Annotated in this window: 14 protein-coding genes and 1 tRNA gene; all 15 read right to left on the bottom strand. The window is 57.4% G+C overall.

Annotated elements, in window-relative coordinates; genetic code table 11:
* Positions 1-61: 61 nt before the first annotated feature.
* Positions 62-373 carry a 30S ribosomal protein S10 gene (rpsJ, locus tag LU684_RS18520; protein WP_003186070.1) on the bottom strand — a complete coding sequence of 104 codons (312 nt, stop codon included), beginning with the start codon at positions 371-373 and terminating at the stop codon, positions 62-64.
* Positions 374-515: 142 nt separating this feature from the next.
* Complete coding sequence (gene tuf / locus LU684_RS18515) at positions 516-1709, bottom strand: elongation factor Tu (protein ID WP_232894892.1); 1194 nt, start codon at positions 1707-1709, stop codon at positions 516-518.
* A 27-nt stretch (positions 1710-1736) separates the two neighbouring features.
* Positions 1737-3881: an elongation factor G gene (fusA, locus tag LU684_RS18510; protein ID WP_016484652.1), complete on the bottom strand. Its 2145-nt coding sequence runs from the start codon at positions 3879-3881 to the stop codon at positions 1737-1739.
* Positions 3882-3911: 30 nt separating this feature from the next.
* Positions 3912-4382 carry a 30S ribosomal protein S7 gene (rpsG, locus tag LU684_RS18505; RefSeq protein WP_003246741.1) on the bottom strand — a complete coding sequence of 157 codons (471 nt, stop codon included), beginning with the start codon at positions 4380-4382 and terminating at the stop codon, positions 3912-3914.
* A 106-nt stretch (positions 4383-4488) separates the two neighbouring features.
* A complete protein-coding gene (gene rpsL, locus LU684_RS18500; protein ID WP_003255492.1) occupies positions 4489-4860 on the bottom strand; it encodes a 30S ribosomal protein S12 in 372 nt (123 codons plus the stop codon).
* Positions 4861-5071: 211 nt separating this feature from the next.
* A complete protein-coding gene (gene rpoC / locus LU684_RS18495) occupies positions 5072-9271 on the bottom strand; it encodes a DNA-directed RNA polymerase subunit beta' (RefSeq protein WP_016484651.1) in 4200 nt (1399 codons plus the stop codon).
* 64 nt (positions 9272-9335) lie between these two features.
* Entirely contained in the window at positions 9336-13409 is a 4074-nt protein-coding gene (gene rpoB / locus LU684_RS18490; RefSeq protein WP_016484650.1) for a DNA-directed RNA polymerase subunit beta, read from the bottom strand.
* Positions 13410-13629: 220 nt separating this feature from the next.
* Positions 13630-13995: a 50S ribosomal protein L7/L12 gene (rplL, locus tag LU684_RS18485; protein WP_007957596.1), complete on the bottom strand. Its 366-nt coding sequence runs from the start codon at positions 13993-13995 to the stop codon at positions 13630-13632.
* Positions 13996-14072: 77 nt separating this feature from the next.
* Positions 14073-14573, bottom strand: a complete 501-nt coding sequence (rplJ, locus tag LU684_RS18480; protein ID WP_016484649.1) for a 50S ribosomal protein L10 — start codon at positions 14571-14573, stop codon at positions 14073-14075.
* 197 nt (positions 14574-14770) lie between these two features.
* The gene (gene rplA / locus LU684_RS18475) at positions 14771-15466 is read right to left on the bottom strand and encodes a 50S ribosomal protein L1 (RefSeq protein WP_016392127.1); all 696 of its coding nucleotides are present in this window, start codon (positions 15464-15466) and stop codon (positions 14771-14773) included.
* Positions 15466-15897: a 50S ribosomal protein L11 gene (rplK, locus tag LU684_RS18470; RefSeq protein WP_003255500.1), complete on the bottom strand. Its 432-nt coding sequence runs from the start codon at positions 15895-15897 to the stop codon at positions 15466-15468. Before rplK ends, rplA begins: the two co-directional genes overlap by 1 nt.
* 119 nt (positions 15898-16016) lie before the next feature.
* Positions 16017-16550 carry a transcription termination/antitermination protein NusG gene (gene nusG / locus LU684_RS18465; RefSeq protein WP_003255501.1) on the bottom strand — a complete coding sequence of 178 codons (534 nt, stop codon included), beginning with the start codon at positions 16548-16550 and terminating at the stop codon, positions 16017-16019.
* A gap of 9 nt (positions 16551-16559) precedes the next feature.
* A complete protein-coding gene (gene secE, locus LU684_RS18460; RefSeq protein ID WP_016484648.1) occupies positions 16560-16928 on the bottom strand; it encodes a preprotein translocase subunit SecE in 369 nt (122 codons plus the stop codon).
* Between the two features lie 44 nt (positions 16929-16972).
* Positions 16973-17048 (bottom strand) — tRNA-Trp (locus tag LU684_RS18455).
* 54 nt (positions 17049-17102) lie between these two features.
* Positions 17103-18227 (bottom strand): elongation factor Tu (gene tuf, locus LU684_RS18450; protein WP_232894891.1); only part of this gene is annotated, 1125 nt, incomplete at its 5' end.

Here is an 18227-nt window from a genome sequence, read left to right as displayed (position 1 = left end):
TACGGGGCTTTCACCCGCTATGGCCGCCCATTTCAGAGCGTTACACGACTAGACCGAAGTCTTAGCCGAGGCTGATCTGAACTTCCACACCTGCCGCCAGATCAAGCTTCATCAGCGCGTCAACGGTTTTATCCGTTGGCTGGACGATGTCCAGAACACGCTTATGAGTGCGAATCTCGTACTGGTCACGCGCGTCTTTGTTGACGTGCGGGGAGACCAGAACGGTGAAACGCTCTTTGCGGGTAGGCAGTGGAATCGGACCACGCACTTGTGCACCAGTACGTTTCGCGGTTTCCACGATTTCCTGGGTGGATTGGTCGATCAGGCGATGGTCGAAAGCCTTCAACCTGATACGGATTTGCTGATTTTGCATTGGATTTCAGACTCCAGGCTGTTCCCAACGGACGCACTACGCCCGCTAAAAGGAGGCGTGATTCTATAGACGCCCCAATTTAGTGTCAACCCAATAAAAAAAGCCCCCGCTGAGCGGAGGCCTTTTTCAATCGGTCGAGTGATTACTCGATGATTTTGGCCACGACGCCGGCGCCGACGGTACGACCGCCTTCACGGATAGCGAAGCGCAGACCGTCTTCCATTGCGATGGTCTTGATCAGGGTAACAGTCATCTGAATGTTGTCACCTGGCATTACCATTTCAACGCCTTCCGGCAGTTCGCAGTTACCGGTCACGTCAGTGGTACGGAAGTAGAACTGAGGACGGTAGCCTTTGAAGAACGGAGTGTGACGACCGCCTTCTTCCTTCGACAGGACGTAGACTTCTGCGGTGAACTTGGTGTGCGGCTTGACCGAACCTGGCTTGACCAGAACCTGGCCACGCTCAACGTCGTCACGCTTGGTACCACGCAGCAGAACGCCGCAGTTCTCGCCAGCACGACCTTCGTCCAGCAGCTTGCGGAACATCTCAACACCGGTGCAGGTGGTGGTGGTGGTGTCACGCAGACCAACGATTTCCAGCGGATCCTGAACGCGGACGATACCACGCTCGATACGACCGGTAACAACGGTACCACGACCCGAGATCGAGAATACGTCTTCGATTGGCATCAGGAACGGCTTGTCGATAGCACGCTCTGGCTCTGGGATGTAGCTGTCCAGAGTTTCAACCAGCTTCTTGACGGCGGAGGTGCCCATCTCGTTGTCGTCTTTGCCTTCCAGCGCCATACGAGCCGAACCGATGATGATCGGGGTGTCGTCGCCTGGGAAGTCATAGGTGGACAGCAGCTCGCGAACTTCCATCTCGACCAGTTCCAGCAGCTCAGCGTCGTCTACCAGGTCAGCCTTGTTCAGGAAGACCACGATGTACGGAACGCCAACCTGACGGGACAGCAGGATGTGCTCACGGGTTTGTGGCATCGGACCATCGGCGGCCGAGCAAACCAGGATCGCGCCGTCCATCTGGGCAGCACCGGTGATCATGTTCTTCACGTAGTCAGCGTGACCTGGGCAGTCAACGTGAGCGTAGTGACGAATGTTCGAGTTGTACTCGACGTGAGCGGTGTTGATGGTGATACCGCGCGCTTTTTCTTCCGGAGCCGAGTCGATCTTGTCGAACTCAACGACTGCCGAACCGAAAACTTCGGAGCAGACGCGAGTCAGAGCTGCGGTCAGAGTGGTCTTACCGTGGTCAACGTGGCCGATAGTGCCGACGTTAACGTGGGGAAGGGAACGATCAAATTTTTCTTTAGCCACGACAGTGAACCTCTTGCCTAAAGGGGATTAGCCTTGTTTTTTAACGAGTGCTTCGACGATGTTCGACGGAGCTTCGGCGTATTTGGAGAATTCCATGGAGTAGCTTGCGCGACCCTGAGACATGGAACGAACGTCGGTTGCGTAACCGAACATCTCTCCGAGCGGTACTTCAGCGCGGACGACACGGCCAGAGACCGATTCATCCATACCCTGGACCAGACCACGACGACGGTTCAGGTCACCCATCACGTCACCCAGGTAGTCTTCCGGGGTTACAACTTCAACCTTCATGATCGGCTCGAGAACCACGCCACCGCCCTTCTGGGCCAGTTGCTTGGTCGCCATCGAAGCGGCGATTTTGAACGCCATTTCGTTGGAGTCGACGTCGTGATACGAACCATCGAATACCGCGGCCTTCAGGCCGATCAGAGGATAGCCGGCAACAACGCCGTTCTTCATCTGCTCTTCGATACCCTTCTGGATCGGGGCGATGAATTCCTTAGGAATCACACCACCAACGACTTCGTTGGAGAACACCAGACCTTCGGTGATGTTGCCTTTTTCGTCCTGATCCGGCTCCGAGAAACGGATCCAGCAGTGACCGAACTGACCACGACCGCCCGACTGACGAACGAACTTGCCTTCGATCTCGACGTTGGACTTGGTGATCTTCTCGCGGTACGAAACCTGCGGCTTGCCGATGTTGGCTTCGACGTTGAACTCGCGCTTCATGCGGTCAACGAGGATGTCCAGGTGCAGCTCACCCATACCCGAGATGATGGTCTGGCCAGTCTCTTCGTCGGTCTTGACGCGGAACGACGGGTCTTCCTGGGCCAGCTTGCCCAGTGCAATACCCATCTTCTCCTGGTCAGCCTTGGTTTTCGGCTCTACGGAGAGCGAAATGACCGGCTCAGGGAAGTCCATACGCTCAAGGATGATTGGCTTGTCGGCGTTGCACAGGGTTTCGCCCGTGGTCACGTCCTTCATGCCGATCAGTGCAGCGATGTCGCCAGCGCGCACTTCCTTGATTTCTTCACGCTGGTTGGCGTGCATCTGCACCATACGACCAACGCGCTCTTTCTTGCCCTTGACCGAGTTGATGACGGAGTCACCGGAGGTCAGAACACCCGAGTAGACGCGAACGAAGGTCAGAGTACCCACGAACGGGTCAGTCGCGATCTTGAACGCCAGAGCCGAGAACGGCTCGTCGTCGTCAGCGTGACGCACGTCTTTACGAACAGCCGGATCTTCTTTGTCCAGTTCCTTGTCATCCGGGTTGATACCCTGGATCGCAGGAATCTCGGTCGGAGCTGGCAGGTAGTCGATGACGGCGTCGAGAACCAGGGGAACACCCTTGTTCTTGAACGACGAACCGCAGACAGCCGGAACGATTTCGCTGGCCAGGGTGCGCGCGCGCAGACCGGCTTTGATCTCTTCGACGGTCAGCTCTTCGCCTTCCAGGTACTTGTTCATCAGCTCTTCGCTGGACTCGGCAGCCGCTTCAACCATGTTGGAGCGCCACTCTTGAGCCAGCTCCAGCATATCGGCAGGAATTTCTTCCTCGCGATAAGTGGTGCCTTTGTCGTCGTCGTTCCAGTAGATAGCCTTCATCTTGATCAGGTCAACCTGACCCTGGAAGTTATCTTCCGAACCGATGGCCAGCTGAACAGGAACCGGGGTGTGACCCAGACGGTTCTTGATCTGACCTACGACGCGCAGGAAGTTTGCACCGGCACGGTCCATCTTGTTCACGTAGACAACACGTGGAACGCCGTACTTGTTGGCCTGACGCCATACGGTTTCGGACTGAGGCTCAACGCCGGAGGTACCGCAGAACACAACGACAGCGCCGTCGAGTACGCGCAGCGAACGCTCTACTTCAATAGTGAAGTCAACGTGGCCAGGGGTATCGATGACGTTTACACGGTAGTTGTCATACTGACCAACAGAGCCTTTCCAGAAGGTGGTAACGGCAGCGGAGGTAATGGTGATACCCCGCTCCTGCTCCTGCACCATCCAGTCGGTGGTCGCGGCGCCATCATGCACCTCGCCCATCTTGTGGCTCAGACCTGTGTAGAACAGGATCCGCTCGGTAGTGGTGGTCTTGCCCGCGTCAACGTGGGCACAGATACCAATGTTACGATAGCGGTTAATTGCTGTAGTACGAGCCATAAAGCCCTCGCAAAATGATTGATGCTTGAATTAGAAGCGGTAGTGCGAGAACGCTTTGTTGGCTTCAGCCATACGGTGAACGTCTTCACGCTTCTTGACTGCAGCACCTTTGCCTTCAGCAGCATCCAGCAGCTCGCCAGCCAGGCGCAGAGCCATCGACTTCTCGCCACGCTTGCGGGCGTAGTCTACGAGCCAGCGCATTGCCAGAGCATTACGACGGGATGGACGAACTTCAACCGGGACCTGGTAAGTGGCACCGCCGACACGGCGGGACTTTACTTCGACCAGCGGAGCGATGGCGTCGAGAGCTTTCTCGAAGATTTCCAGGGGGTCGCTGTTCTTGCGTGCTTTGACGGTATCCAGGGCACCGTAAACGATGCGCTCGGCTACAGCCTTCTTGCCGCTTTCCATCACGTGGTTCATGAACTTGGCGAGGATTTGGGATCCGTATTTAGGATCGTCCAGAATCTCACGTTTTGCTGCTACACGACGTCTTGGCATGATAAGCCCTCAAACGGTCTTCAGGTTAGCCCGGGACGTGGGTCTTCGACCCCTGCCCGACCTTACTCTTATCGACTCAAAAAAATGGATATGTGCAAACGGCCGATTACTTCGGACGCTTGGTACCGTACTTCGAACGACCCTGGTTACGGCCTTTGACGCCCGAAGTATCCAGAGAGCCGCGAACGGTGTGGTAACGAACACCTGGCAAGTCTTTTACACGGCCGCCACGGATCAGGACGACGCTGTGCTCTTGCAGGTTGTGGCCTTCACCGCCGATGTACGAGGAAACCTCGAAACCGTTGGTCAGACGCACACGGCATACTTTACGCAGTGCCGAGTTAGGTTTTTTCGGCGTGGTGGTGTACACACGGGTGCACACGCCACGACGTTGCGGGCAGTTCTGCAGCGCAGGAACGTCGGACTTCTCGACCGAACGCTTACGCGGCTGACGTACCAGCTGGTTGATAGTTGCCATCTACTAGCTCCACTGATTGTCTTGCGACTCTATTGTCTTGCAAGAAAGCCAAAAATTGGCGAGACGGAGCCTCACCAAATTTAAGGGTACAAAAGTCTACGGAGGATCTTGCACCCAGTCAAGACAAGGCCCCGGCCCTCCTCGCCCGATCATCGGCAACATTTCATGTCGCCGATGGTCGATCGAAGCTTGCCGGGGCCCTGCCCTGTACTTAGTTACCGCTGGAATTCAGCGCTTCGGTCAGTGCGGCTTCCACCTCACTGGCGCTTACACGCAGCGGTTTGTCGGCTTCACGGCGACGCTTGCGCTCGCTGTGGTAGGCCAGACCGGTACCGGCCGGGATCAGACGACCCACGACCACGTTCTCTTTCAGGCCGCGCAGGTAATCGCGCTTGCCGGTTACCGCCGCTTCGGTCAGTACGCGGGTGGTTTCCTGGAAGGAAGCCGCGGAGATGAACGATTCGGTCGACAGCGACGCCTTGGTGATACCCAACAACACGCGAGTGAACTTCGAGATGAACTTGTCTTCGCTGGCGAGACGCTCGTTCTCGACCAGTACGTGAGTCAGTTCCATCTGGTCGCCCTTGATGAAGCTGGAATCGCCCGACTCGGAGATCTCGACCTTGCGCAGCATCTGACGCAGGATGGTCTCGATGTGCTTGTCGTTGATCTTCACGCCTTGCAGACGGTAAACGTCTTGGATCTCGTTGACGATGTACTTCGCCAGCGCGCTCACACCCAGCAGACGCAGGATGTCGTGCGGATCGCTCGGGCCGTCGGAGATAACTTCGCCGCGGTTTACCTGTTCACCTTCGAAGACGTTCAGGTGGCGCCACTTCGGAATCAGCTCTTCGTACGGATCGCTGCCGTCGGTCGGCGTGATGACCAGGCGACGCTTGCCCTTGGTCTCTTTACCGAACGCGATGGTGCCGCTGACTTCAGCCAGAATCGAGGCTTCTTTCGGACGACGCGCTTCGAACAAGTCAGCTACGCGTGGCAGACCACCGGTGATGTCACGGGTCTTCGACGTTTCTTGCGGGATACGCGCGATAACGTCACCAACACCGATCTGGGCACCGTCAGCAACACCAACCAAGGCGTTGGCTGGCAGGAAGTACTGCGCCGGTACATCGGTACCTGGCAGGTACAGGTCCTTGCCATTGGCGTCGACCATCTTGATTGCCGGACGGATTTCCTTGCCTGCGGCAGGGCGATCCTTGACGTCCAGTACTTCAATGTTGGTCAGGCCGGTCAGTTCGTCGGTCTGGCGCTTGATGGTGATGTTTTCTTCCATGCCCACGAAGGTCACGGTACCTTTCAGCTCGGTAACGATCGGGTGGGTGTGCGGGTCCCACTTGGCGACGATGGCGCCAGCTTCGACCTTCTCACCTTCCTTGACCGAAATTACCGCACCGTAAGGCAGCTTGTAACGCTCACGCTCACGACCGAATTCGTCAGCAATGGCCAGCTCGCCAGAACGCGACACAGCAACCAGATTGCCATCGGCACGCACGACCTGCTTCAGGTTGTGCAGACGTACCATACCGCCGTTCTTCACCTGGACGCTGTCGGCAGCCGAAGTACGGCTCGCAGCACCACCGATGTGGAACGTACGCATGGTCAGCTGGGTACCCGGCTCACCGATCGACTGAGCAGCGATAACGCCGACAGCTTCACCGATGTTCACCTGGTGACCACGCGCCAGGTCACGACCGTAGCACTTGGCGCAGATGCCGTAGCGGGTTTCGCAGTTGATCGGCGAACGCACGATAACTTCGTCGATGCTGTTCAGCTCGATGAACTCGACCCACTGCTCGTCTACCAGCGTACCGGCCGGAACGATGACGTCCTCGGTGCCTGGCTTGAACACGTCACGGGCAATGACACGGCCCAGTACACGCTCACCCAGCGGCTCTACAACGTCACCGCCTTCAATGTGCGGAGTCATCAGCAAGCCATGGTCGGTACCGCAATCGATCTCGGTTACAACCAGGTCTTGCGCAACGTCTACCAGACGACGGGTCAGGTAACCGGAGTTCGCAGTCTTCAACGCGGTATCCGCCAGACCTTTACGAGCACCGTGAGTCGAGATGAAGTACTGGAGTACGCTCAGACCTTCACGGAAGTTCGCAGTGATCGGCGTCTCGATGATCGAGCCGTCCGGCTTGGCCATCAGGCCACGCATACCGGCCAGCTGACGGATCTGGGCTGCGGAACCCCGCGCACCAGAGTCAGCCATCATGTACATCGAGTTGAAGGACTCTTGCTCGACTTCTTTGCCTTCGCGGTCGATGACCTTCTCTTTCGAGAGGTTGGCCATCATCGCCTTGGACACTTCGTCGTTCGCCTTCGACCACAAGTCGATGACCTTGTTGTACTTCTCGCCCTGGGTTACCAGGCCGGAGGCGTACTGGCTTTCGATTTCTTTCACTTCATCGGTAGCGCTGTTGATGATGCGCGCTTTCTCATCAGGGATGACAAAGTCGTTCACACCAATGGACACGCCAGAGATGGTGGAGTAAGCGAAACCGGTGTACATCAGCTGGTCAGCGAAGATAACGGTCTCTTTCAGACCAACCACGCGGTAGCACTGGTTGATCAGCTTGGAGATCGCCTTCTTCTTCATCGGCTGGTTGACCACGTCGTACGGCAGGCCTGCCGGTACAACCTGGAACAGCAGCGCACGGCCGACCGTGGTGTCGACAATACGGGTGTTCTTGGTAACGCTGCCGTCGCGATCTTTCACGGTTTCGTTGATACGAACCTTGATTTTCGCGTGCAGCGCAGCTTCGCCGGCGCGGAATACGCGGTCGACTTCCTGCAGGTCGGCAAATACGCGACCTTCGCCCTTGGCGTTGATGGCTTCACGGGTCATGTAATACAGACCCAGTACCACGTCCTGCGACGGTACGATGATTGGCTCACCGTTGGCTGGCGACAGGATGTTGTTGGTCGACATCATCAGCGCGCGCGCTTCGAGCTGGGCTTCCAGCGTCAGCGGCACGTGAACGGCCATCTGGTCACCGTCGAAGTCGGCGTTGTACGCGGCACAGACCAGTGGGTGCAGCTGGATAGCCTTACCTTCGATCAGAACCGGTTCAAAAGCCTGGATACCCAGACGGTGCAGGGTCGGTGCACGGTTGAGCAGTACGGGGTGTTCGCGAATCACTTCGGCGAGAACGTCCCACACCTCTGGCAGCTCGCGCTCGACCATCTTCTTGGCAGCCTTGATGGTGGTCGCCAGACCACGCATTTCCAGCTTGCCGAAAATGAACGGTTTGAACAGCTCGAGGGCCATCTTCTTCGGCAGACCGCACTGGTGCAGACGCAGGGTCGGGCCTACGGTAATTACCGAACGGCCAGAGTAGTCCACACGCTTACCGAGCAAGTTCTGACGGAAGCGACCTTGCTTACCTTTGATCATGTCAGCCAGCGACTTCAGCGGACGCTTGTTCGAGCCAGTGATGGCGCGACCGCGACGGCCGTTGTCCAGCAGGGCGTCGACCGCCTCCTGCAGCATGCGCTTTTCGTTGCGCACGATGATGTCTGGCGCCGACAGATCCAGCAGGCGCTTCAGACGGTTGTTACGGTTGATCACCCGACGATACAGGTCGTTCAGGTCGGAGGTCGCGAAGCGGCCGCCATCCAGCGGGACCAGCGGACGCAGGTCCGGTGGCAGTACTGGCAGGACGGTCAGGACCATCCACTCAGGCAGGTTGCCCGAGCCCTGGAAAGCTTCCATCAGCTTCAGGCGCTTGGACAGCTTCTTGATCTTGGTTTCCGAGTTGGTCTGCGGAATCTCTTCGCGCAGGCGACCGATCTCGTGCTCCAGGTCGATAGCGTGCAGCAGTTCGCGGACAGCTTCAGCACCCATGCGGGCATCGAAATCGTCACCGAACTCTTCCAGCGCTTCGAAGTACTGCTCGTCGTTCAGCAGCTGGCCCTTTTCCAGGGTGGTCATGCCTGGGTCGATAACGACATAGCTCTCGAAGTAGAGCACGCGTTCGATATCACGCAGGGTCATGTCCATCAGCAGGCCGATACGGGACGGCAGCGACTTCAGGAACCAGATGTGGGCGACCGGCGAGGCCAGTTCGATGTGCGCCATGCGCTCACGACGAACCTTGGCCAGGGCAACTTCAACGCCGCACTTCTCGCAGATCACGCCGCGGTGCTTGAGGCGCTTGTACTTGCCGCACAGGCACTCGTAGTCCTTGACTGGGCCAAAGATCTTGGCGCAGAACAGGCCGTCACGCTCAGGTTTGAACGTACGGTAGTTGATGGTTTCCGGCTTCTTAACTTCACCGAACGACCACGAACGGATCATTTCAGGCGACGCCAGACCGATACGGATGGCGTCGAACTCTTCGACTTGACCCTGGTTTTTCAGCAAATTCAGTAGGTCTTTCAAGGCCTTTCCTCCTGGCGGAGCAGGGAGCGGGCATTACCTGCCCCACCCCCCTTCGCGTCACGTGTTATTCGGTTTCCAGATCGATATCGATACCGAGCGAACGGATCTCTTTGATCAACACGTTGAAGGACTCGGGCATGCCCGGCTCCATACGGTGATCGCCATCCACGATGTTCTTGTACATCTTGGTACGGCCGTTCACGTCGTCCGACTTCACTGTGAGCATTTCTTGCAGGGTGTATGCCGCGCCATATGCTTCCAGCGCCCACACTTCCATCTCCCCGAAACGCTGACCACCGAACTGCGCCTTACCACCCAGCGGCTGCTGGGTAACCAGGCTGTAGGAACCAGTGGAACGCGCGTGCATCTTGTCGTCCACCAAGTGGTTCAGCTTGAGCATGTACATGTAACCAACGGTCACCGGACGCTCGAACTTGTTGCCGGTGCGGCCATCGAACAGCACCATCTGGCCGCTCTCTGGCAGATCAGCCAGCTTCAGCATGGCCTTGATCTCGCTTTCCTTGGCACCATCGAAGACCGGAGTAGCCATCGGCACGCCCTTCTTCAGGTTGTGTGCCAGGGCCAGGATCTCTTCGTCGGTGAACTCGGCGAGGTTTTCCTGACGACCGCCGATCTCGTTGTAGACCTCGGTCAGGAATACGCGCAGCTCAGCAGCCTTGCGTTGCTCTTCGATCATGCGGTCGATCTTTTCGCCCAGGCCCTTGGCCGCGAGGCCCAGGTGGGTTTCAAGGATCTGACCAACGTTCATACGCGAAGGTACACCCAGCGGGTTCAGTACGACGTCGACCGGAGTACCGTTGGCATCGTGCGGCATGTCTTCAACCGGCATGATGACCGAGACAACACCCTTGTTACCGTGACGACCAGCCATCTTGTCACCCGGCTGGATGCGACGGCGAATTGCCAGGTAGACCTTGACGATCTTCAGTACGCCCGGAGCCAGGTCATCGCCCTGCTGCAGCTTGCGCTTCTTGTCTTCGAACTTGTCGTCCAGCAGACGGCGACGGTCGACGATGTACTGTTGAGCCTTTTCCAGCTGCTCATTCAGTGCATCTTCAGCCATGCGCAGTTTGAACCACTGGCCGTGCTCCAGACCGTCCAGCACTTCGTCGGTGACCACGGTGCCTTTCTTCAGGCCCGCGCCACCGTCGACCACCTGGCCGTTCAGGGCAGAACGCAGACGCTCGAAGGTTGCACCTTCGACGATGCGGAACTCTTCGTTGAGGTCCTTGCGAATCTCGTCCAGCTGCATCTTCTCGATGGCCAGAGCGCGGCTATCGCGCTCGACGCCATCACGGGTGAAGACCTGTACGTCAATGACAGTGCCCTTGGTGCCAGTTGGCACGCGCAGGGAGGTGTCTTTAACGTCGCTCGCCTTCTCACCGAAGATTGCGCGCAGCAGTTTTTCTTCCGGAGTCAGCTGGGTTTCGCCTTTTGGCGTGACCTTGCCAACCAGGATGTCACCAGCGCCGACTTCAGCACCCACGTAGACAATACCGGCTTCGTCCAGTTTGTTCAGTGCAGCTTCACCCACGTTCGGGATGTCCGCAGTGATTTCCTCTGGGCCAAGCTTGGTGTCACGCGCCACACAGGTCAGTTCCTGAATGTGGATGGTGGTGAAGCGATCTTCCTGGACCACACGCTCGGACAGGCAGATGGAGTCTTCGAAGTTGAAGCCGTTCCACGCCATGAACGCGATGCGCATGTTCTGACCCAGTGCCAGCTCACCCATGTCGGTGGACGGGCCGTCGGCCATGATGTCGCTACGCTGAACCTTGTCACCCTTGCTGACCAGCGGACGCTGGTTGATGCAGGTGTTCTGGTTCGAGCGGGTGTACTTGGTCAGGTTGTAGATATCTACACCTGCTTCGCCGGTTTCCACCTCGTCGTCGTTGACGCGAACAACGATACGGCTGGCGTCGACCGAGTCGATCACGCCACCACGGCGAGCAACCACGCAGACACCGGAGTCACGGGCAACGTTGCGCTCCATGCCGGTACCTACCAGCGGCTTGTCAGCACGCAGGGTCGGTACAGCCTGACGCTGCATGTTCGAACCCATCAACGCACGGTTGGCGTCGTCGTGCTCGAGGAACGGAATCAGCGACGCAGCAACGGAAACTACCTGCTTCGGCGAAACGTCCATCAGGGTGACGTCTTCCGGCGCCTTGACGGTGAATTCGTTCAGGTGACGAACAGCTACCAGCTCATCGATCAGTTGCTTCTTGTCGTTCATCGCGGCCGAAGCCTGGGCGATGACGTGATCCGCTTCTTCGATTGCCGACAGGAACACGATGTCGTCGCTGACAACGCCTTCCTTCACCACACGGTACGGGCTTTCCAGGAAGCCGTACTGGTTGGTGCGGGCATAGGCCGCCAGGGAGTTGATCAGACCGATGTTCGGACCTTCAGGGGTCTCGATCGGGCACACACGGCCGTAGTGAGTCGGGTGTACGTCACGGACTTCGAAGCCAGCACGCTCACGGGTCAGACCGCCCGGGCCGAGCGCAGAGACGCGGCGCTTGTGGGTGATCTCGGAGAGCGGGTTGTTCTGGTCCATGAACTGGGACAGCTGGCTGGAACCGAAGAACTCTTTCACCGCCGCCGCAACCGGCTTGGCGTTGATCAGGTCCTGCGGCATCAAGCCTTCGCTTTCCGCCATCGACAGGCGTTCCTTGACCGCGCGCTCTACACGCACCAGGCCAACGCGGAACTGGTTCTCGGCCATCTCGCCGACGCAACGTACGCGACGGTTACCCAGGTGGTCGATGTCGTCGACGATGCCTTTGCCGTTACGGATATCGACCAGGGTCTTGAGGACCTCGACGATGTCTTCCTTGCTCAGCACGCCTGAACCTTCGATCTCGGTACGACCGATACGACGGTTGAACTTCATGCGACCGACAGCGGACAGGTCGTAACGCTCGGCGCTGAAGAACAGGTTGTTGAACAGGGTCTCGGCGGCATCCTTGGTCGGCGGCTCGCCTGGACGCATCATGCGGTAGATCTCGACCAGGGCTTCCAGCTGGTTGCTGGTGGTGTCGATCTTCAGGGTGTCGGAGATGAACGGACCGCAATCAATGTCGTTGGTGTACAGGGTCTCGATACGGACGACCTGTGCCTTGGCGACTTTGATCAGCAGATCAGTGGTCAGCTCGGTATTGCACTCAGCCAGGATCTCGCCAGTAGCCGGGTGCACGATGGCCTTGGCAGTGGTGCGACCCAGGACGTATTCCATTGGAACGTCCAGCTGCTTGACGCCGGCCTTCTCGAGCTGGTTGATGTGGCGCGCAGTAATACGGCGGCCCTGCTCGACAATGACCTTGCCGGTTTCGTCATGGATGTCCATGACCGCAACTTCACCACGCAGACGCTGCGGCACGAGTTCCAGGCTGAGTTTTTCGCCGGAAATGTGGAACACGTTGGTGGTGTAGAAGGTGTTCAGCACTTCTTCAGTGCTGTAACCCAGGGCGCGCAACAGCACCGACGCCGGCAGTTTGCGGCGACGGTCGATACGTACGAACACGCAGTCTTTCGGGTCGAACTCGAAGTCCAGCCAGGAACCGCGGTAAGGGATGATGCGAGCGGAGTACAGCAGCTTGCCGGAGCTGTGAGTCTTGCCACGGTCGTGGTCGAAGAACACACCAGGCGAACGGTGCAGCTGGGAAACGATCACACGCTCGGTACCGTTGATAACGAAGGTACCGTTCTCAGTCATCAGGGGGATTTCACCCATGTAGACTTCTTGCTCTTTGATGTCCTTGATCGCTTTGTTCGACGATTCCTTGTCGAAGATGATCAGGCGCACCTTGACCCGCAGTGGGACCGCGAAGGTCACGCCACGCAGGACACATTCCTTCACATCGAAGGCAGGCTCGCCCAGGCGATAGCCTACATACTCCAGGGCAGCATTGCCGGAGTAGCTGATGATCGGGAATACCGATTTGAAGGCCGCGTGCAGGCCGACGTCGCGGAACTGATCCTTGGATGCTCCCGCTTGCAGGAATTCGCGATACGAATCCAGCTGGATGGCCAGGAGGTAAGGCACATCCATGACGTCCGGCAACTTGCTAAAGTCCTTGCGGATACGTTTTTTCTCAGTGTATGAGTAAGCCATCAGCGTTCCCCAGCTTGGTCACCTGCTTGTTTGGCTTCTCCCGGCGGGAGCAGCCAGAAAATCGTGCAAACCCCTTGGTTTGCGCCACCCACGTGGGTGTCTTGCAGCTTGTTATCGGGGCCGGCTTGACCGACCGCCAATAACGGAAAAAGGCCGGTGGCATAAGCCACCAGCCATCAGCCTTGTGCTCAACGCTCAGGCTGGCATCGCAAAGTCGAAATTACTTCAGCTCGACTTTAGCGCCTGCTTCTTCCAGCTTCTTCTTAGCGTCTTCAGCGGCTTCTTTCGAAACGCCTTCAGCTACAACCTGAGGAGCGCCATCGACTTTCTCTTTGGCTTCTTTCAGGCCCAGACCGGTCAGCTCGCGAACGGCTTTAATCACGTTCACTTTCTTCTCGCCGGCTTCAACCAGAACAACGTTGAACTCGGTCTGCTCTTCAACAACAGCGGCAGCAGCAGCTGGGCCAGCAGCGGCAACAGCAGCGGTCACGCCGAAGGTTTCTTCCATTGCTTTGATCAGCTCAACAACTTCCAGAACGGTTTTCTGGCCGATTGCTTCGATGATTTGCTCGTTAGTCAGGGACATGACTTAAATCCTGTATTGGGGTGAAGGCCTACGCAGCCATCAAATTAAACAAATGATTTTGAAAGAGTTCGCGTGCCTTAGGCAGCGGTAGCTTCTTTCTGGTCGCGAATGGCTGCCAGAGTACGAGCCAGCTTGCTGGTGGCGCCTTGAATAACGCTCATCAGTCGTGCAATAGCTTCGTCGCGGGTCGGCAGGGTAGCCAACACGTCGATCTGGTTCGCTGCAATGAAATTGCCGTCAAACGCAGCTGCCTTGATCTCGAACTTGTCCTGACCCTTGGCGAACTCTTTGAACAGACGAGCAGCAGCGCCCGGGTGTTCGTTGGAGAAAGCAATCAGGGTCGGGCCTTTGAACGCGTCGTTGAGGACCGAAAACTCGGTGCCTTCAACAGCGCGCTTGAGCAGGGTGTTACGTACGACACGTACGTAAACGCCAGCCTCGCGGGCCTCTTTACGGAGTCCGGTCATTGCGCTTACAGTCACACCACGGGCATCAGCCACAACAGCGGACAGAGCGACTTTGGCAGCCTCGTTGACTTCAGCGACGATGGCCTTCTTGTCTTCGAGTTTAATTGCCACGGGTTTACTCCTGGTTTTTACCGTTTCATCTGGCCGAAGCCGGATGTCGTTTTGGTGTCTGATTCGGTAACGAATCGGGAGCACCATCTGCGTGGGCTGGTGTTTTAAGGCTTGCGCCACCTACGGTCTTGGATAGCCCCCGCCAGGCAGGGACCCCAATTTTTGCTGGCGGCGAGACGAATCGCACCGCCATGTTCTTACACGTTCAGCGAGCTCTGATCGATGACCAGACCTGGGCCCATGGTGGTGCTCAGGGTAACGCGCTTGACGTAGATACCTTTCGACGAAGCTGGTTTGATACGCTTCAGATCAGCGATCAGGGCTTCAACGTTTTCCTTCAGCTTGCCAGCTTCAAAGCCGACCTTGCCAACGGAGGTGTGGATAATACCGTTTTTGTCGGTACGGTAGCGAACCTGACCAGCCTTGGCGTTTTTCACGGCAGTGGCTACGTCTGGGCTAACGGTACCAACTTTCGGGTTAGGCATCAGGCCGCGAGGACCCAGAACCTGACCCAGCTGACCTACAACGCGCATGGCATCAGGCGATGCGATGACGACGTCATAGTTCAGATCGCCGGCTTTCATTTCGGCAGCCAGATCGTCCATACCTACGCGGTCAGCGCCGGCAGCCAGAGCGGCTTCAGCAGCTGGACCCTGGGTGAAGACAGCAACGCGAACGGTCTTGCCAGTGCCGTGTGGCAGCACAGTAGCGCTACGAACGACCTGGTCGGATTTACGCGGGTCAACACCGAGGTTAACGGCGATGTCGTAGGACTCGACGAACTTGGCAGCAGGCAGCGAGGCCAGCAGAGTTGCCGCTTCTTCGAAGTTGTAGGCCTTGCCTGCTTCGATTTTTTCGGCGATTGCCTTTTGGCGTTTGGTCAGCTTAGCCATTACACACCCTCCACGTTCAGGCCCATGCTGCGGGCAGAGCCAGCGATGGTGCGTACAGCAGCGTCCAGGTCAGCAGCGGTCAGATCAGCCTGTTTTGCCTTGGCGATATCTTCCAGCTGAGCACGGGTAACGGTACCGACTTTAACGGTGTTCGGACGAGCCGAACCACTGGTCAGGCCAGCAGCTTTCTTCAGCAGAACCGAGGCAGGGGTGCTCTTGGTCTCGAAGGTGAAGCTACGGTCGCTGTAGACAGTGATGATCACAGGAGTCGGCAGGCCGGCTTCTTGACCCTGGGTACGGGCGTTGAAGGCCTTGCAGAATTCCATGATGTTCACACCGTGTTGGCCCAGTGCTGGACCAACGGGTGGGCTTGGGTTGGCCTGGCCGGCCTTAACTTGCAGCTTGATGTAAGCCTGAATCTTCTTAGCCATGAGCTACTCCAAAATCGGGTACGAACGCCTGATGGCTCCCCGGATGACTTGCGTTTTATCCCAGTGACGACAAAACCCCGCAACACACAGGGCTGCGGGGTTTGGGATGCTTCGTCCGCCTAGACCTTTTCGACCTGGCTGAACTCGAGCTCCACCGGAGTAGAGCGACCGAAAATGAGCACCGCCACCTGGAGGCGACTCTTTTCGTAGTTAACCTCTTCGACACTACCATTGAAGTCAGCGAACGGACCGTCAATGACACGAACCACTTCACCTGGCTCGAACAGTGTCTTCGGCTTCGGCTTGTCGCTACCGTCAGCAACGCGACGCAGGATAGCTTCAGCTTCTTTATCGGTGATCGGTGCAGGCTTGTCTGCGGTACCGCCAATAAAGCCCATCACACGAGGGGTGTCCTTGACCAAGTGCCAAGTCCCTTCGTTCATCTCCATCTGGACCAGTACATAGCCAGGGAAGAATTTACGCTCACTCTTGCGCTTCTGGCCGTTGCGCATTTCGACGACTTCTTCGGTCGGAACCAAGATCTCGCCGAAACCGTCTTCCATGCCAGCCAGCTTGACGCGCTCAATCAGGGAGCGCATTACATGCTTCTCGTAACCCGAGTAAGCATGCACAACATACCAACGCTTAGCCACGGGACACCTTTAGCCAACGATCAGGGAGACCGCCCAGCCGAGCAGGGAATCAAGACCCCACAGCAGCAGTGCCATAACCAGCACGACAGCCACGACAATCAGCGTGGTCTGGGTGGTTTCCTGGCGGGTCGGCCACACGACTTTACGGATTTCGGTACGAGCTTCCTTCGCCAACGCAAAGAACGACTTGCCCTTCGCAGTCTGCAGAGCTACAAAGCCTGCGACAGCAGCCAGGACGAGAAGTGCGAGAACGCGATACAGGATCGGAGAGGCGGAGTAATATTGATTACCCACAACAGCTACAACCACCAAAGCAACTACAGCCAGCCACTTGAACAGATCAAAACGCGATTCTTGGGCTTCAGTTTTGGGAGTCATCAAGGAGGATCCTGTGAGAAGAAAGCCATCACACCGAAGTGAAATGGCAGGTCAGGAGGGAATCGAACCCCCAACCTACGGTTTTGGAGACCGTCGCTCTGCCAATTGAGCTACTGACCTGTAACGCTGTATCAGGCCGGCCATTATACCGGCCTGATCAAGTAAATCAACTACTTATTCAATAATTTTTGCTACGACGCCGGCGCCGACGGTACGACCGCCTTCACGGATAGCGAAGCGCAGACCGTCTTCCATTGCGATGGTCTTGATCAGGGTAACAGTCATCTGAATGTTGTCACCTGGCATTACCATTTCAACGCCTTCCGGCAGTTCGCAGTTACCGGTCACGTCAGTGGTACGGAAGTAGAACTGAGGACGGTAGCCTTTGAAGAACGGAGTGTGACGACCGCCTTCTTCCTTCGACAGGACGTAGACTTCTGCGGTGAACTTGGTGTGCGGCTTGACCGAACCTGGCTTGACCAGAACCTGGCCACGCTCAACGTCGTCACGCTTGGTACCACGCAGCAGAACGCCGCAGTTCTCGCCAGCACGACCTTCGTCCAGCAGCTTGCGGAACATCTCAACACCGGTGCAGGTGGTGGTGGTGGTGTCACGCAGACCAACGATTTCCAGCGGATCCTGAACGCGGACGATACCACGCTCGATACGACCGGTAACAACGGTACCACGACCCGAGATCGAGAATACGTCTTCGATTGGCATCAGGAACGGCTTGTCGATAGCACGCTCTGGCTCTGGGATGTAGCTGTCCAGAGTTTCAACCAGCTTCTTGACGGCGGAGGTGCCCATCTCGTTGTCGTCTTTGCCTTCCAGCGCCATACGAGCCGAACCGATGATGATCGGGGTGTCGTCGCCTGGGAAGTCATAGGTGGACAGCAGGTCGCGAACTTCCATCTCGACCAGTTCCAGCAGCTCAGCGTCGTCTACCAGGTCAGCCTTGTTCAGGAAGACCACGATGTACGGAACGCCAACCTGACGGGACAGCAGGATGTGCTCACGGGTTTGTGGCATCGGACCATCGGCGGCCGAGCAAACCAGGATCGCGCCGTCCATCTGGGCAGCACCGGTGATCATGTTCTTCACGTAGTCAGCGTGACCTGGGCAGTCAACGTGAGCGTAGTGACGAATGTTCGAGTTGTACTCGACGTGAGCGGTGTTGATGGTGATACCGCGCGCTTTTTCTTCCGGAGCCGAGTCGATCTTGTCGAACTCAACGACTGCCGAACCGAAAACTTCGGAGCAGACGCGAGTCAGAGCTGCGGTCAGAGTGGTCTTACC

Origin of the sequence: Pseudomonas sp. NMI542_15 (assembly GCF_021283425.1) — a bacterium.
Lineage (GTDB): Bacteria > Pseudomonadota > Gammaproteobacteria > Pseudomonadales > Pseudomonadaceae > Aquipseudomonas > Aquipseudomonas fortuita.
The sequence above is the reverse complement of the archived record's forward strand: the minus strand, read 5'-3'. Positions and strand labels throughout refer to the sequence as shown.